The following is a 25,108-nucleotide window of genomic DNA, read 5'->3' on the forward strand; positions in this document are numbered from 1 at the left end:
AAAGACGAAAGACATAAGAAGCAAGATAAAAGACAATTCCGGACTTCGGGCTTCGAGCTTCGGACTTATTAAGAATAAACAAGCACGGTGCACAAAGCACTACGCACTAAATATTAAATCGACAAAAACTAAATAACATGCAACAACTAATCGAATGCGTTCCTAATTTCAGTGAGGGATGCGATATGACCATCATCGATAAGATTACCGATGAGATAAAGAAGGTAGACGGCGTTAAGCTGATTGATGTGGACCCGGGCAAAGCCACTAACCGCACGGTAGTGACAATTGTGGGTACACCCGACGAGGTATGTGAGGCAGCTTTCCAGGCCGTGAAGAAAGCCCAGGAGCTGATTGACATGCGTCACCACAAGGGCGCACACCCACGCTTTGGTGCTACTGATGTGTGTCCGCTGGTGCCTGTTGCCAACATCACCATGGAAGAAACCGTGCAGTATGCACACAAACTGGCCGAGCGCATTGGTACGGAGCTGAACATTCCTATCTATTGCTACGAGTTTGCCGCTAAAGAAGATAAGCGTAAGAACCTGGCTACTTGTCGCGAAGGTGAATACGAAGCCATCCCTAAGCGCATTGGTTCGGCCGAGTGGAAACCGGATTATGGTCCTGCTGAGTGGAATGAGAGCGTGGCTAAATCAGGTGTAACAGCTGTTGGTGCCCGTAACTTCCTGATTGCCTACAATGTGAACCTAAACACCACTTCAACGCGTCGTGCCAACGCCATTGCTTTTGATGTGCGCGAGCGTGGCCGTGTGAAGCGTGAGGGCAATCCTGTTACCGGCAAAATCGTGAAAGACGAAAACGGCAATCCGGTGAATGTACCAGGTATGCTGAAGTCGGTAAAAGGTATTGGCTGGTACATTGAAGAGTATGGTGTGGCGCAGATCTCCATGAACCTGACCGACATCACTGTTACTTCGTTGCACAAGGCCTACGAGGCCGTTTATGAGCGTGCCAATGCCCGTGGTATTCGCGTAACCGGTTCAGAAATGGTAGGCGTGGTGCCATTGCAGGCCATGCTGGATGCCGGTAAATACTTCCTGCGCAAGCAAGAGCGTTCAACAGGTATTCCTGAGCGTGAGATCATCAAGATTGCGGTTAAATCAATGGGTCTGGATGAGTTGTATCCATTCGATCCGGATAAGAAAATTATTGAGTACATCCTGAAAGAGGACAAGAAGCAGCTGATTGACATGAACCTGACTGAGTTTGCCGATGAGACAGCTTCTGAGTCACCGGCTCCCGGTGGTGGTTCTATCTCGGCTTATGTGGGCTCATTAGGTGCTGCCCTGGGTACCATGGTGGCTAACCTGTCGGCGCATAAGCGTGGCTGGGACGAGCGTTGGGAAGAATTCAGCGACTGGGCTGAGAAAGGCATGGCTGTGGAGAAAGAGTTGTTGAGCCTGGTGGATGAAGATACCAATGCCTTCAACCGCATTATGGATGCCTTTGGTCTGCCAAAATCAACGGATGCTGAAAAGGCGGCCCGTAAGCAAGCCATCGACGATGCTACTAAATATGCCATTGAAGTGCCTTTCCGCGTGATGAAAGTGGCTTTCAAAGGTTTTGAAGTGATTCGTGCCATGGCTGAGGTGGGTAACCCTAACTCGGTAACCGACGCTGGTGTTGGTGCTTTATGTGCACGCACAGCTGTAATGGGTGCCTTCCTGAATGTGAAAATCAATGCTGCCGGACTGGACGACAAAGCCTTTGTTGAAGGCATCCTGGCCGAAGGTAAAGCTATTGAAGACAAAGCTATTCAGGAAGAAAAAGAGATTCTGGAGATTGTGAATGGTAAAATTTAAGCTGAAAGCTGATTACTATTTACAGGACATAAAAAAACGGCTACCTTTGCGGTAGTCGTTTATAACTCAGGTGAACAGACGGAACATAACACGATAGGTAATAAGGAAAAAATCAACAATTAACTATTTAAAAACAAATCAGCATGAGACATTTATTTTTAATAGCTCTTTGTGTGAGCTTATTTACGAGTGTTACTTTCGCCCAGAGTTCAGATTCAAAAGTTAATGTGGGTGATGTTTTCACCATTGGTGAAGTAGAAAATAACCACTACGAACACATTAACTTCCCTAAAAACAATTTCATTGTTAAAAAAGGGGGAGTTGCTGATTACCAGGCGCTGGTTGGCGAAAAAGTTGAAATCACATCGATTAAAGAACAGAAAGATGGTCAGCTGGTAGCCACTATCAAACTGGCTTCTGACAAGAAATTTTTTAAGAGCCATAAGTACGTTACTGTGGCCATAGATGAGGCCATCAGCTCGAAAGAGTTATTGTAATCTTACAATAAAACAAAAAGCTAACGGCTGCTAATTATATTAGTGGCCGTTTTTTCTTGCCTCTAGTATCCAATAGAAACAATTGCAAGTAATTGGCTCTATTGCAAAAAAAGGCTGTCACGTTTGACAGCCCTCCTGTTGTCCATGAATATGAAGGAAAAACCAGCAGACGCTTAAAAGTGTGTTATGAGTAGGGTCAAAACGTCTGCCAGTTGGAAAGTTTCTTAACTGTTTGATTTAATCAGTGCTTCAAATGCAGGATTTGACGGAGCAGGTGCAAAGGCATCAATAAACCGGCCTTCCTTATCCAGGATTATAAACCGAGGTACACCAAATAGCTCATAGTCTTTAAACTCACTGCGATTACACACAAACTGCATCGACTGCTTCTCATGCTGCTCCAAATAGTCCTTCCAGGCTTTTCTATTGGAATCTATACTGATTGACAAAAAATGGATGGGTTTATCTTTGTACTTGCGAGCTAGTTCCTCAAAGTAAGGCGCTTCGTTTTTGCAAGGTCCGCACCAGGTGGCCCATATATCAAGTACCACCATCTGCCCTCTAAAATCCGATAGCTTAGCCTGTTGCCCATCGATGGTATTAATGGTTAAATCAGAAGCCACATTACCGGGCTGCAGTGTTTCGTATTTACTAAACGCCGTTTTGACTACTTGCTTGTAGTGCGCGGTTTTTAGTTTTGCCTCCGTCTCTTTACGTTGTTCCAACACCTGCTTAACAGGTCCTAACGAAGCCAAACCATAGCATAGGTCAGACGTTTCGATAAAATCACTTAAGTCCGGATTCAGCTGGTCAGCTTTAAAAAGTCCTACTACCACGCCACTAATATCCCGATAGGTATCAATGTTAAGATACTCGGCATTGTTGCTCTCCTTTAAATAAGCATCAACATGTGGTTTAAAATAGGTGTCGGCACTATCCTTGAAGCTCTTTGATTCTTCATCATTCAGTTTCTTCATCCAACCGGCATAGATTGGATAAGACAATAAGGTATTGGCAGCATCAAATTGAATTCGACCACTCTCAAGCATTTTAAACTGTTTGCTAACCCTTGTGAGCTTATCCAATCGTTTTTGCTCTTCCTCAACCGTATTGGCGAGGCGCTCAATCACCTCATCGAAATTAGGATGAGTGTTTAAATTGACATTTGGAATATATGAGCCACCTTTAGGAAATGGTTTGGCACGCAAATACATATTAGCCTCGGCCCCAGTGCCATTGAACACAGCTGCATTTGGATCATTCAAATTCACTTCCATAGATAGCACATCACCGGGAGATAAATACAAGGTATTGCGTCCCAAGCGATAATAGGCAGGATTGTCGAGCTGTATTTTTAGATCAAAACAGCCATTCTCATCTGTTTTTATTTCAAGCGACTCGCGTAATATGTATCCTTCGGGTGTTCCCACTCGCATAATAGCAACCGATGGAAAGTTGATTAGTTTTCCGGTTAAATGTACTTCGGCTGACTGCTTGGTGGCACATGCAGTGCATATCATCAGCAATAAGGCTATTGTAGATATTATTTGTTTCATTATTTACTTAGTTATGTTCATTTATTAAAGCTTGAAGACCATGGAGAGTTGATAATCCGTGCGACTGTTTATTGCATACTGAAGTGCATGACTATAGCTAACAGGATACTTAAAAAGAACCCTGTGAGCCATAGTCAAATCCACTCTTGAGTAAACCATTCCAGAGAAAGCATTAAGGCAGAATCCGGAATGGTTTGATGGTCAAGGTTAGTAAGTATTTTGTTTGATGACTCCTTCTGAAACCGTTATGTCATAGGTAGTGATTGGTCGTGCAAATTTTCTCGACTGCTTATCCAAAGTATAGATAACCGGCGCTTCCTTACCATGTATGGCAGATAAGTTGTAAGGATAAAACTCGCGTGTCATCACCACATCATCACTGGCATCGTCGTTGTTGTTGTAACGGCGTACATCAAACAGGCGCTGAGTAAATGGCATTTCGCGGCGACGCTCATCGATGATATGCTGCAATGCTTCATTTTTGTTAGCTGCCGACAGATTAATCACATTGGCAGGCGCATCGCTACTAATGCGTTTGGCGCGCAGCTGGTTGGCAGTGGCCAGCCCCTGCTCCCACTCGCCTTGTCGCACCTGTGCCTCTGCCTTAACCAGTAGCATCTCAGCCACAGTTGGTCCGCTTGGCACATAGCCATTTTCACAAAAAACATATGACGGATAGCTAAGCGGTGGATCAACCATGCCACGCGTATACGAATAGTCTTCTACAACATGATACCTATAACGTAAATCGTGCGTTTGGTCATATAAAGCCAACAGATCCTTAGAAGGCACAAAGTACTCGCTTGAATTATACAGATAGCGGTAATAATATAGTTCTTTCCAAGCCATACTATTCTGCGAATACATGCCTCCATCAAAAGTAATAGGATAGACGATTTGAATATTCTCATCGCCCACTGTCACCTCCTCAACAAAACTGGAATAGCTCATTTCGGTATTGTAATCGACCAATACGCCGTGGTTGGCCAAAGCCGCTTCTGCATATTTTTTCGCATTTTCATAGTCGTGCATGCACAAATACACGCGTGCAGCAAATGCATTGACAGCCGGTGTACTGGCCCGCCAGATACGGTATTTATCATCATCAAATTTTAAATCGTGCTTCAGCTGAAGTGCTTTCTCCAGATCACTCAATATCAGCGCCCAGGTTTCTTCGAGCGATGCCCTTTCAGCCGACTCTTCAAAGCTGGTCGTCTCCTTTATGGGCAATCCCATCTCCTGCATATTTCCCTGGCTGTATGGCAAACAGTAGGTATTAACCAATTGGTAGTAGCTGTAAGCCCTTACAAAATGGGCTTCTGCTTCTAAATGGCTAATCTCTTCTTTGGTCCCTTCCATTTTATCGAGGTTAGATATAATCATATTGGCCACAAATATTTTCTCCCATTCATGTGGCCAATAAGGACGCTCATAATCGGGCAGGTATTCCACATCCCAGGTGGCAAACTGCACTATATTAACACCGTATATATCTTTATTGTCAAACAATTCTGTATACAAACCATAGTCATCACTGCCATGTATCACATCACGATTAGCCTCAGATGCAAAACTACGGTAACTATTGAGTAAAGCATCGAAGTGCTCGGCCTTACCAGGCACTACATTGGATGATTTATTAGGTTCCTTATCGAGAAAGTCGTTACAGCCAGCCAACAGCAGAGCTATTGAAACTAAAAGTAAGCTACTATATTTTTTCATTTTAATAGATTTTAATTGATAATTAACCGGATTTAGTTTTACAATGAGAAATTAAATCCAAAGGTGTACATAGGCTGAGGTTTCATGGTGCCCATCGGGTATTCAGGATCCTCATCAAAGTCATTAAACAAGATTGTTCCCAGGTTATTCACCTGGCTATAAACCCTGATGCGCTCAAATCCAAGTTTATTAACGATGCGCTTTGGTACGTTATAGCTGACATTAACTTCCTGGAAGCGGATGTGTGATGCATCAGCCGTCAGGTAGTCAAGGAATGGATAGAAGCGTCCCCAGAAATAGTATTTTCTCTCATTCTCAGGGATCGGTACAATCTGATTCGGATCACCGTTCACTACTTCCGAATATTTGTTATTAACCAATGTATTCATTTGTGACATTGCCGGATAATTGAATGAATGGCGGCGATACACATGCCCAAACTTACCAGTGATAATAAATGACACGTCAAAATCATATACTTTAAACGAGTTCTGGAAGCCCAAGGTGTAGGGTGCCACTGTTGTTCCTTCATCAGACATATACTCGCGTGCATCTACTCCAGGAGGCCATGCACGGAAGGTGTATTTATCACCATCAGCACCATGGAAAGCTGGTGTCATCTCCGGATCTGTTTCTGTACCTACATTTGTTAGTCCGGCATAACGCAGAGCCCAAAGCGTATTTACATTGTGCCCCTCTACATACTTCACGGTTGGGTTACTGTTACCTGTCATATCGTAAAACTCATAGTTGGTTTTATACAGGTATTTTATTTCATTCTTGTTATACGATACATTCAGGTTTCCATTCCAGACAATGTCTCTGCCAACGATGGGTAAACGACTTCCCAATATCACCTCAATACCCCTGTTAAGCATGGTTCCATTATTAAACCTCGCACTTTTAGTTCCATGAACTGATGGGATTGACTGGGTTACAATCAGATCTTCACTGCGCTTATTATATACATCCACTGTACCATGCAGTTTACCTTTTAGCATGGCAAAATCTACACCAACATCAATGGTACGGGTACGCTCCCAACGTAAGGTTGGGTTACCAAAGCTGGACACGTTGGCTTTAATATCGTTGGTAACCGGATCCGGCGTACCTGGCATGCTGATTAAGGGTTTAAATGACGTTGAACGATCTACATTTCCATTAAAACCATAGGTTGCCCTCAGGTTTAAGCGGTCTAACCAATCTACATTTTTCAGGAATTCTTCTTTATGCACCTGCCAGCCAATACCAGTGGACCAGAATGGGGAATAACGGTACGATGGATCATCGGTAATAAGGTTAGAAGCATCTGTTCTGATACTACCCGAAATGGTGTATTTATCGTTATAGGTATAGGCCATATTTGAATACAGTGAAAAATAGCGATCGGTACCATAGCCAAATGATGGCATACTATACAGGCTTATGGGGTGAAAATAACGGGCAAATGACAGCGGCCAGCCATTCCACATTTTGGCCGTATTATAATCGTTTAACAAACGACCAACGGTAAGTTTATCATCGTCGTAGCCAACAATATCCGCATCATACTTTGACTCGGTAATCCGGTCGGTTATTTCGGTACCGGCAATCACATTAATCGCATGCTTATCATTAAATGTGCGGTTAAAACTTAACTGATTTCGGAAATTGTAGTTGCGCACCATTGACGAGCTCTGCTGCAAGGCACCACCTGACGGCACATTTTGCGTCACTTCACCGGTTGTTCGGTTCCATTCTGAGGTTTCGTTGATCAGGCTTCGCATGGTAAACGACTCCTCGGCATAGTAGCGCTTGTTACTTGATGTAAACTGCTCATACATGAATTTACTGTCCAGCTTCAGGCCTGGTAATATTTTAACTCCTAAACCTCCCTGCAAGCGCACATTTAAGCGACGATTAGTAAGGTTGCGGTGCTGAATCTCATCAATGGGGTTATACGACCAGTCGGCATAAGGGAAGGCTTCCTTATCCAGCAACTCATTCACCACAGGCTGATAGTAGTGTAAGTGATTCATATCGGTCAACGAACCATCTTCATTTTTCAGCATATCGTACGGAGCTAATCTTCGAATATCACTTAGGCTCACTCCATTATTGGTACGGTTAGATAACTGAATCATGGCACCGAAATCAAAATCTAGCCATTTGGTCACCTTTATCTGATTGCGGTAGTTAACCATGAATTTCTCACCATCATTTTCTTTAAAATAGTCCTTGTCGCCTTCATACATTAAAGTCAATACATTAGACATACGTTCGCTGGCTCCCGACACACTTAAGTTGTACTGCTGCGTAAAAGGATTCTGCAGAAGGTGATCTTTTATCTGATCTTTATTATTCAGCTGTGATAGTTGATTCAGACGTGCGTTCATCTCCGACTCGGAAATACGCCCTAAACGATAATCATTAAGTGTAATATACCCTAATGAATAAGGTGTATCAACATTTGATAAGGTGAAAGAAGGGGCCGGAAATGGTCCGCCAAATAAATCAGTTTCAAAGCCACGCTTCTCGTATTCAATTACCTCGGCACTGGTTGCCAAAGGATTTACGTAATCCAAATCCAGCTTAGGAGCTATTTTCCAGAAAGAAGAAAATTCCACCTTTGCTTTACCCTTAGCTGCTTTCTTGGTGGTTACAACGATTACACCATTAGCCGACTTGGCTCCCCAAATAGATGATGCTGCCGCATCCTTCAGGAGTGTAACACTCTCCACATCGTTCGGGTTGATACTCGATAAACCTCCCTGTATCGGGAAACCATCAACCACCACCAAAGGCTGATCGCCATATCCGCTGAAGCTGGTTTTACCCCTAACCTCCATAGATACGTTACCATTGGCATCCACGGTTGTTTGCACACCTGCTAAGGTTCCCACTAAACGCTCCGAAATATTGGATGCCGGCTTGTCAATCTGCTCTTTATCTACCTTATCAAAAGCTCCCGTAGCCCTTTCCTTAGATAGGGTTTGATAACCGGTTACAACCACCTCATCGAGGCCTTGCATCTCTTGTTCCAGCATCACCTCGAAGTATCTGTTTTCGCCTACAGCCATCTCTACATCTTTATATGACAAACAAGAAATCACCAATACCATCTCATCTTGTAGTTCAACTTCCAGCTCAAATTGCCCGTTTATATCAGTAACACCACCCAATGTGGTTCCTTTGATACTGATGGCAGCAAAAGGGATGGGCGTCCCCTCTTCATCTTTAATGACACCTCTTAGCTTTACTTTTTGTTCCTGAGCGGCTGATTCTGTTTCCAGGGCTTCTATAACAGCCGCCTTACGAATCAGAATAACGCCATTTTCAATGGAAAAAGCATAGCCCTGAGCCGTCAATAACGGTTCCAGAACCTCATCCACCTGTTCATTAAAGGCATTAACAGAGATGCCCTCTATCTTCCCTAGCTCTCTTCCGTTGTATAGGAATCCCAGGTTTGTTTGCTGTTCAATAGCTTTTAAACATTCCTTTAAAGTAACATTCTTCAGGTTGAGTGTTACGCGTTCCTGACTCAATACAGAGGCCGAAACATTCAGGTTAAGGACGAATAACAATAGAATTAAATTCTTCATAAAAAACAAAGTACGCCTTCGACTTCGCGCAAAGTCGAAGACCCATTCTGACATTTTTTTCATAATTTTGTATTGATTATTGAATAATTAAAGGGATCTCCCTTAAACGAAGAGTGGGAAAAGAACCAGTTTTTCCACTCTTCCTGTTTATGGTCGATCAAAACAACTTTTACTTTATTATCACCGTGTTATCCTGCAGGTTAAATTCGACATCACTTACTTTCTCTATCATATTTAATATCACATCCACATTTTCAAATCGCGGCAAGCGTCCGCTGAATATTTGTGCACGTTTCTCATTAGTTTCGAAAAACACATTAATGTTGTACCAGCGTTCGAGGGTTTTGAAGATACTCTCCAAAGACTCATCTTCGAAAAGGAACACACCATGAGTCCACGCAATATAATTCGCTCCGTTAACCCTTTGTACATTTGAATCAAGCGTGTATTTTGAGAAAACATATTGTTGATCGGGCCTGACAATAACTGGTACCGAAGCTCCTTGCTGATTGTTTATTTCAATCAATCCCTCAATAAGAGTGGTTTCAATAACATTTTCATTCTGATAGCAACTTACATTAAAAGTGGTTCCCAGAACTTTGATATTGTGCCCAGGTGTTTTAACAATAAATGGGCGCTGTTGATCGTGTGCTACATCAAAGCAGGCTTCGCCGCTCAGTATTTCAACTTCCCTGACAGACTCATTAAAATTGACAGGAAAACACAATTCACTCAGTGAATTTATCCACACTTTAGTGCCATCAGCTAATATTAAACTGAACTCTTCTCCACGGCCAACACGTATTGTGTTCTTTAAGTCATACCCCGATATGTCTTCATCTGAGTTATAAATGACCTCTTCATCACCCAGGTTAATCACTATTCCGTTTTCTTCAACAACTTCTTGCTTCTCGTTGCCTAGTCGTACCTTTTGCCCATTACTTAAAATCAGTTCTGCGCTGCGGTGACCCGGAACAATGCTTGTGATTTGCTTGGCCAGCTTTACATTATCGGCCGGTTGTTCAAGCAATATTAATAAAAGGGCGGTTACGGCTATAACTGCAGCTATCGAGGCTGCTACCATTACCGGGTGTTTCAAAAGGCGACTGCGCTGAGGCGGCAATCGATGTGTCAGTCTGCTCCAAACGTGCTTAGTATCGATTTCACTGGCATTTCTCACACGCCCTTTTGTATAATAATATTGAGCCTTCTCATAATAATCTCTGTTAGCCTTTTTCGTCAACCATCTCTGAAAACGTTCCTCTTCTTCAGGAGTAAGCTTGGAGAGCACTCTCTTACGAATCAACTCAATATCAACACCTTCTATTTGCTTTAACATGATATAGTTTTACTCATTTATATACAAGACAATGTCGATATACAAAGGGTGACAAAAAATTCATAGTTTTTTATCCTCAATTTTATACTATGTCATTAGCACCTGCTCTAGTTAATAAAATGATGGTTAACAGATATTAGAGAAGAAATAGAAGCCCTGTGCGATGTAGTAATTTTTCTTTCAGCTTTTGCCGGGCACGTTGCAATTGCGTTTTCACTGTATTAACTGATATATCAAGCTTTTCAGCAATTTGATCACGTGACAGGCCATCAACAGTTTTCATTCTGAATACTTTTCCCATCTGCTCGGGCAACTCATCAATAGAAAGCATAATATCTGTAAGGATTTTTGGATCGAAATGCTGCAAATCATCATCTGCCTGCAATACTCCATCCATATATAGCAGATGGTTTTTATCCTTCACTTTGAGAGCCTTTAGGTGATTGATGCACCGGTTGCGTATAGATTGATAAAAATAGGCTTTTATCGAGGTTGTAATATTCACTTTTGTTGCATGCTCCCACATGTAGACAAACAAATCCTGAACAAGATCCTCACTTTCATACTGATCAAACAAATAGCTTTTGGCAAATGCTACAAGTTTTTCATAGTACTCATCAAATAAAGACCTGTAAACTTCTTTATTCCCTTTCTTTATTTCATTAAAGATTATCCTGTCTTCTATTCGCATCTATTGGGGTGTATTAGCTGGATTCAAATATATACAATTATACAAATACTTCCTTATGCTTTCCTTTCACTCACTACATAAGCTTTAAGAAGCACACCTACAAGCTAACGTAAGACACCAGTGCAAGAAGGCATTACTTATTAAAGTATTATAGCCGTTCTCAGACTACTGGCGTGCAGGAAACCACATCCTCCAATGCACAGATATACCAAGCTGAATAACTGAATTTTACAAAAACACCAACTCATTACTACCAAAGACTAACGCTATGAGCATATGTGCACCCCTCATTTTGATAAACATCAATTTTAACATGACAAACGCAACATTTGGCCTGATAAAAAGTATAAGCCATACACCCAAACACGTTACACATGAATTCTAATTACATCTCAAAAAAGCACAGTACATTACTACTGTTTTTATTAGCCATATACCTACACAACCCTCTATCATTAGCATACGGACAATCGGCTGACGCCAATTGCGACGAGTGTTTCAATACTGAAATCATTTCCTTTAATGAGTCTGACAATTACCTGACTGTTGAGCTGCAAGTAAATGCCGATGGCTGCTCTGCTGCTCTATCGCACTTCACCGTTGAGATACCTTGTGGCACAGTGACTGAAGCAACCAATTCGGGCAACTGGCCGATGGAAATTAACAGCACCGATGCCACCACTGGTATTTATGGCCTGAAGGTGGATGATATACAAGGTTTTGGTGAGGATGGACAGGCCGCATCATTCACACTGAAGTACACCATTCAGTACGATGATGATGCCTGCCTGGAGCAATTAAAAAGTAAGCTGTTTAAGGTAGCTTACAAAGCAGGTACCTGCATAGCTATTGACGAAAAAGAACTGGTCAGCAACAAGCTGCAAGCCAGCATTGATGCATCGCCGATTATTTGTTATGGCAGTAATGATGGACAGGCAACAGTGACCGTTACCAATGGCACACCGCCTTATGAGTACGCCTGGAGCAATGGGGCAACAACTGAAACAATCAGCAACCTGTCGCCCGGTACTTATACAGTAATCATTAGCGATGCGGGTAATGAAACAATCACTCTAGAGGCCATCATTACACAACCAGAACCCCTCAGAGCAACAGCACAAGTGATTAATACGACCTGCGGTCAGGCAGACGGCGCCATCAGCACTGAGGTCAGTGGCGGCATTGAGCCCTACGCCTACTCATGGAATACAGGAGCAACAACAACATCTCTCGAAAACCTTAGTGAAGGCAGTTACACACTCACATTGACAGATGCCGGCGGATGTATTAAGACATTCAACTACAGCATTGCGGCAGAAACGGATTTAACGGCCAACATCAGCTCCAGCTACCTTGAGTGCTACGAGGAAGGAAAAGGTAGCTTAACAGCAGAAGTGAGTGGCGGAACTCCTCCCTATTCGTACCTGTGGGATAATGGCGAAACAACGGCCACCATCAGCGACCTGAACAGTGGCACACACCAGGTAACTATTACAGATGCCAATGGCTGTTCCATCACACAAAAGGGTTATGTGGCTATCAAGAAACTGAATATTATCTCAAACGTTAATAATCCGGTATGCTACGGCGATAACAGTGGCTCTATCAGCATTGACATCAGCAATGGTACCGAACCATATGACATTGTTTGGGATAATGGAGAAACAACGGCCACCATCGATGGCCTGGCTGGTGATTGGTATTCGGTAACGGTTACCGATGCTATGGGATGCACCCGCAGTAAATACATCAAGGTGAGCGAACCTGCTCAGATAAACTTAAGCGCACAAGTGAACCGTGTAAGCTGTGATGAAGCCGATGCGTCGATGAGCATTAGCGTGACAGCATCGGGTGGTACACCACCTTATCAAATCTACCACAACAACGAGCTGGTGAACGATTTAGTAGTTGAGCAAGAAGGATATTATGAATTTACAGCAGTGGATGCCAATGGCTGTAGCGTCACTCAACAAATCCTAATCGAACGTCCGGATACCGGACTGGATGCTACTGTCAATATCCAGCAACCAAGCTGTAGCCAGCCCTTGGGAAGTGTTAGCATTAGCGTTGAACAGGGCAGCGAACCATACAATACCATTTGGTCGGATGGATACAGCGGGCTGCAACGTACTGAGCTGGAACCGGGTGAATACATCATTACCATAGAAGATGCTGCGGGTTGCTCTGTAAGCAAGGCAATTACCATTAACACTTTCACTCAGCCAAGTGTCACCATTGTGGTACCAGAACAACAACCGACATGCAACAGTACTGATAATACCATATGGGCAGTTGTGGAGGGAGCAACGCAATACAACTGGTCAATTACCGATGGCGGCAATACGTGGACCATCCAGCAAGAGCAGATGGAAGAACTGCTATACAGTGCCGGCGAAGGACAGGTCAGCATCAGCCTGATGGTTCAGAATGCTGAAGGCTGCGAGGCACAGGATATGATTATCTTAAGTTGTACTGAAGCACCAACAGATGGTGGCGGAGAGAATGATGGCAACGAAGCGATCAATGATTGCGAAAACACCTGCTTTGACATACAAGCTGTTGAATGGACTAAAAACGACAATGGTTGCTATACCTACAAGGCGAAAGTTAGCACAGACGGTAGCTGTCAGCATGATCTATCGCATTTGACCATTCAGGTTGATAAGGGCTATGTGCAAACGGTGAGTAACTCCAGCAACTGGGCTACAGAGCTTAATTCGACCGATCCTACAACTGGCATTTACGGTTTTAAGGTGGATGATATTACTGGCTTTGGCCATTCGGCTGATGCGTTTGAACTTGAATTTACCATCTGCAACAGTCATGAACCGCAGCTAGCCTTTTTAGTGGCCTATAAAGCCGCCCAGTGCATTATGCGCGACACTTTGCAATACAACGCGCCGGCTCAATCACTATCATCGATGAGTTATCCCAATCCGTTTGTGGATCAAACCAGCATTACCTTCACCCCAGAAGAGGATGCCCATGCCATCCTTAATATATATGGCGTTAGTGGCGAGCTGATCGAATGCATTTATGAAGGACCAGTGAAAGCCAACACTAAATACACGTTTGATTTCAGGAGCCATTCAACAGGCAGCAACATCTATTTCTACCAATTGATTTGCGGTGAGCAATCCACCAATGGTAAATTGATACAAACAGCTTATTGATAAACTAATAATCTAACAACAGTATATCAAACGGTTACTTGCTTGCAGGTAACCGTTTCTTTTGCAACAACATTAACTCATACAGACAATAAGGCAATTTGATGGGCGTTTAGCAATAATACAAATAAATGAAACAAAACATTTTATCTTACGTAGTTCTATCGTAAGGTTTTCGAAAATCACTACACACCACACACCCATTTCAAAATGATAAGAACATTCTATTTTATAATTATTCTTGCTTTATCTGTGGCTGTTCAGGCACAAAAAAAGTACACCGATACTGATAAAGCCAATGCCTTAAGAAACATTTATAAAGACCAGCAAGTGGTGGCCAGCAACTGCATATCTGAAATTCGCTTTGAGCTGCAAAACAACCAACCAGTTGCCTACGAACAATACACTACTGATTTAATTGCTTTACAAAGCAATATAAAATACTACAAGAATGTGTATTACAACGACAATATTGACCTTACTAAAGGTCAGGTTAAATATTCTTCTGGCAGGGGTAACTTAAGATACAACAAGGTATTTGGCAACTATGAGGTGGATGACATATTTTACTCAGATGCTAAAATTGGTCATTACAGCTTTGATATGCTTTACGAAGGCACAGAGGCCACGTTTATATCTGAAAAGAAATACAAAGATCCCAGGTACCTGACAAAGGTTTTTTTTAAAGATACAGAACCGGTACATAAACGTGATATTACCTTTATCATTCCACAGGCATTTGATGTAGAATTGGTAGAAATGAACTTTGATGGTTATGATATTGTAAAAGAAGTCAACGAACGAGATGGTTCTAAGCTGATACATTACACCTGCAATAAGCTGAAAGAACTTGAGAATGAAACCAACTCACCTGGCCTCCTTCATTCAACCCCACACATTGTAGTGCTTACCAAAAGTTACAAGGCCAATGCCATTCAAAACAAGATACTGTCGACTACCGACGACCTTTACGCGTGGTATCACAGTCTGACACAAATGGTGCAAGTTAATCACGAGGCCTATCAATCCACTGTCGAGAAGTTAATAAAAGATGCAGGGTCTGATGAAGAGAAGATCAGAAATATTTATTACTGGATACAGGAAAACATTAAATACATTGCTTTTGAGGATGGTATTGCCGGTTTCAGGCCTGAGGCCCCACAAAATGTGTTTAATAACCGCTATGGCGACTGTAAAGGCATGGCTATCCTAACCAAATCAATGCTGGAAGTGGCCGGCATTGATGCGCGTTTAACCTGGATTGGTACCGATAAGATACCATACAATTATGATATTCCATCATTAGCCGCTGATAACCACATGATATGCACAGCCTTTGTAAAAGACGACATGTACGTACTGGATGCCACAGAAAAGTACATTGCCCTGGGCAAAGTAGCCGAACGCATACAAGGCCAGGAAATGTTGATAGAGGATGGCAACAGCTACATCAGAAAAACCGTCCCTGATTGCTCAACAAGTGAAAACCTGATAGCGCGCACTGAAACAATCAATATTAAGGACAACCTGCTGATTGGAAAAGGACAGGTGGAGTTTAACGGAGAAACAAAAAAATCGATTTTATACCTCTCCAATAATAGCAAAGTAGAAGACAAAGCACAGCTCTTTGATTTTCTATCAGTATCCGCCTCGGGCAACGAAGACCTTGTAAACGTCAATAACACGCCTGAAACTGACAGGGATAAACCTCTGGTAATTGAATACGACTATAGCATAGGTAATAAAATATACCAGTTTGATAACGAACTGTTTATTGAGCTTGACTGGGAAAAACCAATGAGCCAAACCAAGATTAAAAAAGAGCGTTTAAGCAGTTATGATTTGGGGCGTAAAATGTTGAATAAGACGATTAAACACCTCACTATTCCTAAAGGTTATAAAATTAGCCACCTACCCCAAAAGGTAAGTTATAAAAACGACAATATTGATGTTGAAGTCCATTATCAACACAAAGGCAATACAATTATTTATACCAATAGCATTACAATCGCAAAGGGTGAGATAAGTGCAAATGAGTTTGAAACATGGAACACCATTATCGAGAGCCTCAACACCTTCTATAACGATCAGATTATTCTTAAAAAGATATAATCCGGTTTATTTAATGAAGTCTTATAGAAGCTCATTAATTTTAATGATAGCACACCCAATATCAGAAGATAAATCACAAACAAAATGAAAGTATTTTTTTTAGCACTGACAGCCTTAATCGTCATCAGCATCCGCACTATGGCTGATGAGCGCAGCCAAATGATTCAGGAGACCATGTGGTCCGAAGATAATCAACTTTTTAACATCACCGAGGTGCCTGAAAAATGGCAAAATGAATCAGCTGTTATTCTTGCCAAACTCAACAGGCTCGAATACAAAAAGCCCCCAATTATTGCCGAGCTGCGTACCAATAGTATCTACCATCTTCGCATTAAACTAAACGACAAAAATGCCATAAATGAATACGCCGAACTGAGCTTTCCATCTGCCCGAAGAGGATTAACGGTTTACACGGGTTTTAAACTGATTAAACCCGATGGGCGTGAAGTGATTATCGACAACAGTCAGGCAGTCGAAATGGAGATGAAAGAAAGAAGTTCTCGTTATGCCTATAAAAAGATCGCCATTCCGGGGCTGGAAGAAGGGGATATTCTTGACTACTACATCTACGAAGAAGAAGCGCTTCCGCTATCCTCTAAGATGTACTATTTTGACCCGGTCCAACATTGCCTGCCACAAGAGTATCCGGTTGTTGAACAGCGCATTGAATTTAAGGCCCAACGCCGTTGTTTTATATCGCTCAACTCAAGCAACGGGGCACCACAACTTACCGAGAGCATAGATGAGGCAAGCGAGGACATTACCTATGTTTTAGTGGACAAAGATCGTGAGGCAGTGAAAGAACTGCGCTGGTTTTATCCCTATCGTGAACTGCCTACGATCAAATTCAGAGCTGCCTATGCTTCTGGCAAAGCCATCCGGCAAAACGATGTATTGTTGGGTGAAGCCGGAAAAGTTAAATGTGAAGTAAGTAACAAGGAACTAACCGATTTCTTAACCTACCTGTTGGTCAACACTTATACCGTTAACAAAACGATGCACAAGCACATTAAAAAGCAAGTACCTAAAGATGCTGGCAATTTTGAGAAGGCGAAAGCTGCTTTTTACTTCCGTCGCAATGAAGAGCTTAACTGGGATGAGGTGCAAACCATTGCTGATAAAGATACCTGGAATCAATCGCTGGCCATGTATAAGGACAGTCGCTTTCAAAGCCTTGACCGCTTTTCAACCTTCCTGGCCGTACAGAAAATTCCACACGATATTGTGATGGCTATCCCACGCGATGTGGCATCAATAGATGATCTGCTGCTCGAACACGAAATCAAATACCTGCTGCGTGTAAAAGAAGGCGACAAATATCTTTACCTCTCACCGGTTGATAACTACCGCATGCCCGGCGAATTTGATGCTGACCTGATGGGTACGGAAGCTTATATTGTCGATGGGTTAGCCAAATTTTCTGATTGGAAACCCGAGCTGATCACACTTCCGGTAATTGATAAGCAAAATAATTGTGAGGTCAGTCAGCTTAATGTAGAACTGGCTGACGATATGAAAACAAGCAATATCGCTATTCAAACCACCCTTAAAGGCTATCTTAAAAACTTCGTGCAATACACACTGCTGGATATTTATGATTATAAAGAAGAGGAAAGCAGCAAGTTTGATATGCAGCAAGACTTTGAAGGCACCCTGTGGATGAAAAAGAAGTTGTTGACTTTAAGGGAATCATATCTTAAGAACAAAGAAAGCAACCGCACTAAGGTCTTAAAGGAGATGACCGCTGGCAGTTACGATTTTGCCATTGATACGATAGCCGACTTTAAACTGATACAGAGTGGCCGATTCGATACCTTACCCGATATGCAATTCAGCTACTCTTTCTCAACCAATGAGTTAATTAAGAAGGCTGGGCGCAATTACATGCTCGATATAGGCAAACTGATTCAGAAGCAAGCCACTCTGGAGAAGGATGAACTGGAGCGTCAGCAAAGCATATACATGTACAGTCCCCGCTCATACTCATATGCGATTACCCTTACCATACCCGATGGCTATGCAGTGCAAGGCATCGACCAACTGAATACTGAGGTAACATCAGAACAGGGCGGTTTTATTAGTACCGCTAAACTAGATGGTAATCAACTCATTGTTGAAACGCAAAAATATTACAATAACATCTACGACGAAGCCAGCACTTGGCCTAACTATGTGGCTTTTTTAAATGCCGCTGCCAACTTCTCTACCCAAAAAGTACTACTTAAAAAACTGTAACAATCTAAATACATCAAACTATGATACAATTTGTAAAAACCTCCCTGCTAGCCCTGGCCATCATCAGCCTGATAGGCTGTAGCAAAGATGATGATCCTACCGTTAACAATGTAAAAATGAATGGGGAATCTTTCAAAATAGTTGAAGCCTCTATAATGGGGCTATCAGTTGACAATGGCGGTCACACAGCTATCTCATTAATAAGTGGCAATGCCAACAACGTACAAACACTCACCATCGACATCGAATCATTTACCCGTGAAACACTTGAAGGCACCTACTCTTATCCAGTAAGTGAAGGGGATAAAGCGCTGGATGACTGGTTAACCAATTATATGTTTTTTGAGGGAACTGAACCTACTACTTCCAACCTTGCAGACGGCACAGTAACAATAACTCACAACAAAGGAGATAACTATTCCATTGATATGGATTTAACCATGGTGGATGGACTCATATTTAAAGGAGAATATACCGGTGATTTTACAGTGGTTTTCCAAAATCTTCAAACAGGCGAATAAGCTTTCACATTCCTGCTTCACAAAAATCAATATAATTATTTACATTTGACTTGTTATAAATAAACCTAAACAATAAAATTAATTAACATGAAAAAGAGCATTGTATTAGTTTTTGCCTTAATCCTTTCTTGCAACCTGTTTGCACAATCGTTTGACTCTTCAAAAATCAGAGCCGGTGCCGGTTTAGTATATGCTACTGACATCAGCAACATTGGTATTAACATCAACGGTGTATATGCCTTTAATGAGAAGTGGGAAGGCGCTTTTGGCTATACGCATATTTTTGAAAAAGACAATATTAGCTACAACATCTTCGACTTTGATGCCCATTATGTATTCCATCAGCAGGATGAAAAAATGAATTTCTATGGTATTGGCGGTTTAAACATTACTGGTTGGAAAGCAGATTTTGGTGCAGCTGGAGATCTTTCTGATTCCGATTTTGGCATTAACCTGGGTGTTGGTATGAACTACAAGCTATCTGATAAATTAAACCTGGCTCCTGAAGCTCGTTTCACCATTGTAGATGATACTTATTTCAGAATTGGTGCCAGCTTACAGTATATGTTCTAAGCACAGATATCAATTATATTAATATAACGACTACCGGTTAACCGGTGGTCGTTTTTTTTATGTCATACTTATTCTTCTTAACGTCTGCAACAATAAATGAACAATTATCCCCCCCTCCTATCCAGATAATCAGGCTGGTTTACTCTAATTTAGTTGCAAACAAACTCAGTTATGATTCAACTAAAAGCAATTGTACCGTTTCTTATTATTTTACTGACCATAGGCTGTCATCATAAAGAAACAATATCCCCATCTATTATTCCTGAACCTCTGCATGTAGCATTGAGCGGCAATAGTCCTTTTCTTATGAAACCGTCAACGCCGGTTGTTATTGAGGATTCGAGCATGCTACCAGCCGTTGCTTTGCTTAGCGAGATAAGCCATATTGATTTTAACCTTAGTTTTGGAGATCCGAAAGACACCTCACATCCGGCCATTGTACTGGCCTTCGACAATCGCCTTGACAGCTTGAGCATGGAAGGCTATGTGCTGGATATCAATCAGCAAACACTAACAATTAAAGCTGCCGGGCCCCAAGGTCTGTTTTATGCCGTTGAAACCATCAGGCAACTGCTGCCTGCTGATGCAGCTACTTCGGGCAGCGAACTGGCCCTGCCTGCAGGCCATATCATTGATCGTCCACGTTTTGAGTGGCGCGGCATGCACCTGGATGTATCACGCCACTTTATGCCCACGGCATTTATTAAGAAATACATCGATTACCTGGCCATGCACAAGCTTAATGTTTTTCACTGGCACCTGGTGGACGGTATCGGATGGCGCATCGAAATCAAATCGCACCCCGAGCTGACAGATATTGGAGCCTGGCGTAAAGTAAAACCCAATCTTCAACCCTGGCAGGAATTTGAGGTATGGCGCAATGGCGACGAAGCACACAAATATGGTGGCTACTACACCCAGGATGAAATACGGGAAATAGTAGCTTATGCTGCCGAACGCTTTATTACAGTGGTACCGGAAATAGAATTGCCCGGCCATTCTGAGGTGGTTTTCCAATGTTACCCTCATCTGACTTGTAAAGATGCAACTGGCAAATTCATTAAGAACAGTGGCGTGTATTGTGCCAGCAACCCGGCTGCCTACCAATTGCTTGAGGATGTATTGGATGAAGTTATTGAGCTGTTTCCTTCCAATTACATACACATTGGTGGCGACGAAGTAAGCAAAACCAACTGGAACAATTGTCCCGACTGCCAACAGTTGATGCAACGCAAAGCTTATGATGCCTATGAGCTTCAGAGCCATTTTATCAATCACTTTGATACCTACCTGAAAAGCAAAGGCCGTCAACTAATAGGCTGGCACGAGATATTGGAAGGCGAATTATCGCCCACTGCCACAGTTATGTACTGGGGAGCCGAAACCGGTGTGGCTGATTGTTTAAAAGAAGGGCACCCAACCGTTTTAACCACCGGCTCGCATCTGTATTTCGATCACTACCAAAGTTTGAGCAAGCACGAACCTAAAGCCTTTGGCGGTTATGCTCCACTCAAAAAAGTGTATGATTACGAGCCTGTTCCTGATGGACTGGACCAGAAACATCTTAACCAGCTGTTGGGTGTTCAGGCTAACATATGGACAGAATACATGCCCAACGAAAAACATGTGGAGTACATGCTGTTTCCACGCATCGCGGCTTTATCAGAAGTAGCCTGGCAAAAAAAGGGCACAAAAGACTGGGAGCATTTCAGGTACAAAATGAACCAAATGCTGAAACACTATGAGACCATGGATATTAACTATGCCTATAGCGCTTTGCGACCAACTGTTCATGTTGAGCTTCTTAATGCGCAGCAACTAAAAGTAAGCCTTAGTACCGAATTGGAGGCTGATATCTATTATACCACAGATGGCACTGAACCCAATCCGGAGAGTGCCACTTTATACAAACAACCATTTATACTCAGCGAGTCGGCCACTATCAAAACCATTGCCTACAAAGATGGCCAAGCAACAGGTAAAGCAGAGAGCCGGGAAGCCATTCTGCATAAAGCAGCCGGAGCCAAAGTAACACTGCACTCAGCACCCGAAGCTAAATACGCATCCAATGGGCCTGCCACACTCACTGACACCGACTTTGGCGGCGACAAATGGGGCAATGGCAAATGGCTGGGCATACTGGATAAAGACTTTGAGGCGACCATCAGACTTAGCGAACCAAAGCAGATTAGCTCACTCAAATTGAGTTGCATTGAAGAGAATGGTGCAGGTATCTTCTACCCCTCATCCATAGAAGTATTGGTTTCCGATAATGGTAAAGACTATCACCTGGCTGGCACATGGGAAAGCCAGATTAATTACCAGCCTCCCTGGTCATCAGCAGTAAGCAACACCAGATTTCCTGTCATATTCGAGCCAGTTACAACTCAGTATGTGAAGGTCAGGGCCCATTACCCAAAGATAAAAGGCATGGGAGTATTCCTGTTTATTGATGAAGTAGTGATTGAGTAACTCTCTGACAATTGTCGCCAGGTTCACCGGTCAACTGTTACTGTTATTAAAGCTAAAAAGCCCTATAGGACTATTTCAATTTAAAACTATCAAATAGATTTTTTGTAGCATTTTAATATTTTAACAACTCACAAAGTTTCTATTTGATAGTTTTTGTTACATTTGCCTAACAAATCACTAATTAAATTTGAGATGGCAAAACTATTTATACCAAAAAACTACGAACCACTTCTTGATCTGAAACAAACGGAACATGCGATTAAAACCGTTAAAGATCATTTTCAAACAGCTCTATCGGCTGAACTGCGCCTGCGCCGGGTAACAGCCCCATTATTTGTAATGAAAGGCACTGGTATCAATGACGACCTGAATGGCACTGAGCGTCCGGTAGCTTTTCCTATTAAAGAGTTCAACGATGAGCAGGCTGAGGTGGTACACTCGCTGGCCAAGTGGAAGCGTATGATGCTGGCAGACTACGAAATTGAGCAGGGCTACGGACTGTATACCGATATGAACGCCATTCGCCCAGATGAAGAGCTTTCAAATATTCACTCGCTGTATGTTGATCAATGGGACTGGGAACGTCACATTGGTAAAGAGGAGTATAATCTGGACTATTTAAAGCACATTGTTCGCAAAATTTACGAAGTGATGAAGCGAACTGAATTTGTGGTATTTGAACGCTACCCATCTATTCAGCCTATTTTACCAGAGGAAATAACCTTTATTCAGGCACAGGATCTGTTGGACAAATACCCGGATCTAACACCCAAAGAGCGCGAAGATGCAGCTGCTAAGGAGCATGGTGCCATCTTTATAATTGGTATCGGCGGTATTCTATCCAATGGCGAGAAGCACGATGGCCGGGCCCCGGATTATGATGACTGGAGTACTCCAACAGCAGATAGCTACAAAGGTTTAAATGGTGATATCGTGGTATGGAATCCCATTCTGGAACGTTCATTTGAAATATCATCAATGGGTATTCGCGTGAGTCCTGAAGTATTGAGCAAACAGCTGGATATGGAAGGTTGTCCGGAGCGTAAAGAACTGCTGTTTCACCAGCGCCTGTTAGATGGCGAATTGCCATTGTCTATCGGTGGAGGCATTGGCCAATCGCGCCTGTGCATGTTCTTCCTGCGCAAAGCGCATATCGGTGAAATCCAGTCGAGCATATGGCCGGCTGATATGCGCCAGAAATGCAAAGAGAATAAAATCATTCTTGTATAAACACCCCATCACTCCCTAAGCACCCGCAATAAGCTTAGGGAGTTTTTTCTGCAACCATCCAGCCAAACTGGTAATGACAAAAAACACTTTTTCCCTCCCTTAGATTCATTAACTTGCATACCATTAAACTCAAAACTATAATCGTATGCATCGTAAATATCTATTATCACTTGTGGTACTGCTGTCATCCATTATAACTTCAGCACAGTACGAACAATACTTCACAACTGCCACCATGCGCCTCGACTACAACCATGTTGGTACTGCCAGTGAAGAACATTTTGCCTTTGACCAGATGGTGAACGATGGCCAGTGGGCCGGTAGTAAAACAGTACTTATCGATGAGTTTCGACTGGGTAAATACTTCTTTGAAGTGAAGGAGCCCGAAACTCAAAAAGTACTTTACTCAAGAGGCTACTCAAGCATTTATGGCGAGTGGGAGACCACACCCGATGCTAAGGATAACTGGGGCAGTTTCCATGAATCGGTTCGCTTCCCTTGGCCTAAAGCTGAAGTGGATGTGACCATTTACAAACGTAATCGTCTGAATGGTTTCGATCCGGTATGGACCTACCGTGTTAATCCGAAACACCACAGAGCATTTACAGCCCCGGTTGAACAGCACTACAACACTTTTGATGTCGTAGTGAATGGTACACCCGAAAAGCAGGTGGATATTGTGGTATTAGGCGAAGGCTATGCCAAAGAAGATATGGATAAGTTCCATAAAGATAACAAAACCATACGCAATGCCTCGGCTGCAGTACCGTATGAGTTTACTGCCATTCTGATGAACGACTCTATCTATGGGGGTGGCGGTATTTATAACCTGTATATCACAGCAGCTGTCAACAATGCTTTCCAGGAGTACCTGTTTGTGCACGAGTTTGGCCATCACTTTGCCGACCTGGCCGATGAATACTATACCTCAGCCACGGCTTATGAGATGGATGCCGAACACCTGGAACCATGGGAATTAAATGTAACAGCCAATCCCGATCCGGAAACTATTAAATGGAAAGACATCGTAACACCGGGCACCCCTATTCCAACGCCCTGGGAAAAAGAGAAGTATGACAAGCATAGCATTGACGTGCAAAAGAAGCGTGTGGAAATGCGCAAAGCCAAGGTAGATGAAAAGGTGATGGAAGATTTCTTCCTGGATAAAAAAGCCTGGGACGATAAACTGCTGGCTAATATGAAATACAGCGGCCAGGTAGGTGCTTTTGAGGGCGCTCAGCACAAAGCCACCGGCATGTACCGCAGTGCGGCCAACTGCATCATGTTTACGCGCCACGACCATTTTTGTCCGGCCTGCCAGCGTGGTATTAAACTCATTATTGATCAGTATACCAAGTAAGCTGAAACTGATTCCGATTATTGAGATAACAACATTAAGAACATCCAAAACATGGGCCACGGCTGATGTTTTGGATGTTTGTTTTTTTGACGGTTTCATAAAAGAAAACCTTCAATGCACACACCTACAGGCATCCTGTTCATAATTCATTATCTTTATAAATCCCAAATACTTATACTCATAAAAATATGGGCTGCAATATCATATTTAAACCTATTAATGT

At 42.6% G+C, this 25,108-nt stretch carries 15 protein-coding genes; 10 read left to right on the forward strand and 5 right to left on the reverse strand.

Going from position 1 to position 25,108, the window contains the following annotated elements; all coding sequences use genetic code 11:
• Positions 1–137 precede the first annotated feature (137 nt).
• Together ftcD and KEM09_RS19305 are read left to right on the forward strand one after the other, a co-directional pair.
• Positions 138–1,826: a glutamate formimidoyltransferase gene (gene ftcD, locus KEM09_RS19300; protein WP_212230867.1), complete on the forward strand. Its 1,689-nt coding sequence runs from the start codon at positions 138–140 to the stop codon at positions 1,824–1,826.
• A 143-nt stretch (positions 1,827–1,969) separates the two neighbouring features.
• On the forward strand, positions 1,970–2,323 hold the full coding sequence (locus KEM09_RS19305; protein WP_212230870.1) for a hypothetical protein: 354 nt from the start codon (positions 1,970–1,972) through the stop codon (positions 2,321–2,323).
• A gap of 224 nt (positions 2,324–2,547) precedes the next feature.
• Here KEM09_RS19305 and KEM09_RS19310 read toward each other — a convergent pair whose 3' ends face one another.
• From KEM09_RS19310 to KEM09_RS19330, 5 genes are all read right to left on the reverse strand, one after another.
• The gene (locus KEM09_RS19310; protein WP_212230873.1) at positions 2,548–3,879 is read right to left on the reverse strand and encodes a TlpA family protein disulfide reductase; all 1,332 of its coding nucleotides are present in this window, start codon (positions 3,877–3,879) and stop codon (positions 2,548–2,550) included.
• Positions 3,880–4,086: 207 nt separating this feature from the next.
• The gene (locus tag KEM09_RS19315) at positions 4,087–5,601 is read right to left on the reverse strand and encodes a RagB/SusD family nutrient uptake outer membrane protein (RefSeq protein WP_212230875.1); all 1,515 of its coding nucleotides are present in this window, start codon (positions 5,599–5,601) and stop codon (positions 4,087–4,089) included.
• A 38-nt stretch (positions 5,602–5,639) separates the two neighbouring features.
• Positions 5,640–9,182, reverse strand: coding sequence for a SusC/RagA family TonB-linked outer membrane protein (locus KEM09_RS19320; RefSeq protein WP_212230879.1), 3,543 nt, complete (start codon positions 9,180–9,182; stop codon positions 5,640–5,642).
• A gap of 169 nt (positions 9,183–9,351) precedes the next feature.
• Positions 9,352–10,521 (reverse strand): FecR family protein, encoded by a 1,170-nt coding sequence (locus KEM09_RS19325; RefSeq protein WP_212230882.1) that lies wholly within the window; start codon positions 10,519–10,521, stop codon positions 9,352–9,354.
• Between the two features lie 136 nt (positions 10,522–10,657).
• Positions 10,658–11,212 carry an RNA polymerase sigma-70 factor gene (locus KEM09_RS19330; RefSeq protein ID WP_212230885.1) on the reverse strand — a complete coding sequence of 185 codons (555 nt, stop codon included), beginning with the start codon at positions 11,210–11,212 and terminating at the stop codon, positions 10,658–10,660.
• A gap of 374 nt (positions 11,213–11,586) precedes the next feature.
• On the opposite strand from KEM09_RS19330, the gene KEM09_RS19335 reads away from it, so the two are divergent.
• The 8 genes from KEM09_RS19335 to KEM09_RS19370 all read left to right on the forward strand — a co-directional run bounded on the left by KEM09_RS19335 (position 11,587) and on the right by KEM09_RS19370 (position 24,885).
• Positions 11,587–14,385, forward strand: coding sequence for a T9SS type A sorting domain-containing protein (locus tag KEM09_RS19335; protein WP_212230888.1), 2,799 nt, complete (start codon positions 11,587–11,589; stop codon positions 14,383–14,385).
• Positions 14,386–14,592: 207 nt separating this feature from the next.
• Positions 14,593–16,494, forward strand: a complete 1,902-nt coding sequence (locus KEM09_RS19340; RefSeq protein WP_212230891.1) for a transglutaminase-like domain-containing protein — start codon at positions 14,593–14,595, stop codon at positions 16,492–16,494.
• An 84-nt stretch (positions 16,495–16,578) separates the two neighbouring features.
• Positions 16,579–18,729 (forward strand): DUF3857 domain-containing protein, encoded by a 2,151-nt coding sequence (locus tag KEM09_RS19345; protein ID WP_212230895.1) that lies wholly within the window; start codon positions 16,579–16,581, stop codon positions 18,727–18,729.
• 20 nt (positions 18,730–18,749) lie between these two features.
• Positions 18,750–19,250 (forward strand): hypothetical protein, encoded by a 501-nt coding sequence (locus KEM09_RS19350; protein WP_212230898.1) that lies wholly within the window; start codon positions 18,750–18,752, stop codon positions 19,248–19,250.
• A gap of 87 nt (positions 19,251–19,337) precedes the next feature.
• Positions 19,338–19,823, forward strand: a complete 486-nt coding sequence (locus KEM09_RS19355; RefSeq protein WP_212230901.1) for an outer membrane beta-barrel protein — start codon at positions 19,338–19,340, stop codon at positions 19,821–19,823.
• A 171-nt stretch (positions 19,824–19,994) separates the two neighbouring features.
• A complete protein-coding gene (locus tag KEM09_RS19360; RefSeq protein ID WP_212230904.1) occupies positions 19,995–22,295 on the forward strand; it encodes a beta-N-acetylhexosaminidase in 2,301 nt (766 codons plus the stop codon).
• Between the two features lie 192 nt (positions 22,296–22,487).
• The gene (gene asnA / locus KEM09_RS19365; RefSeq protein ID WP_212230907.1) at positions 22,488–23,525 is read left to right on the forward strand and encodes an aspartate--ammonia ligase; all 1,038 of its coding nucleotides are present in this window, start codon (positions 22,488–22,490) and stop codon (positions 23,523–23,525) included.
• A 145-nt stretch (positions 23,526–23,670) separates the two neighbouring features.
• On the forward strand, positions 23,671–24,885 hold the full coding sequence (locus KEM09_RS19370; protein WP_212230910.1) for a M64 family metallopeptidase: 1,215 nt from the start codon (positions 23,671–23,673) through the stop codon (positions 24,883–24,885).
• Positions 24,886–25,108: the final 223 nt, after the last annotated feature.

This window comes from Carboxylicivirga mesophila, assembly GCF_018271975.1.
Taxonomy (GTDB): domain Bacteria; phylum Bacteroidota; class Bacteroidia; order Bacteroidales; family Marinilabiliaceae; genus Carboxylicivirga; species Carboxylicivirga mesophila.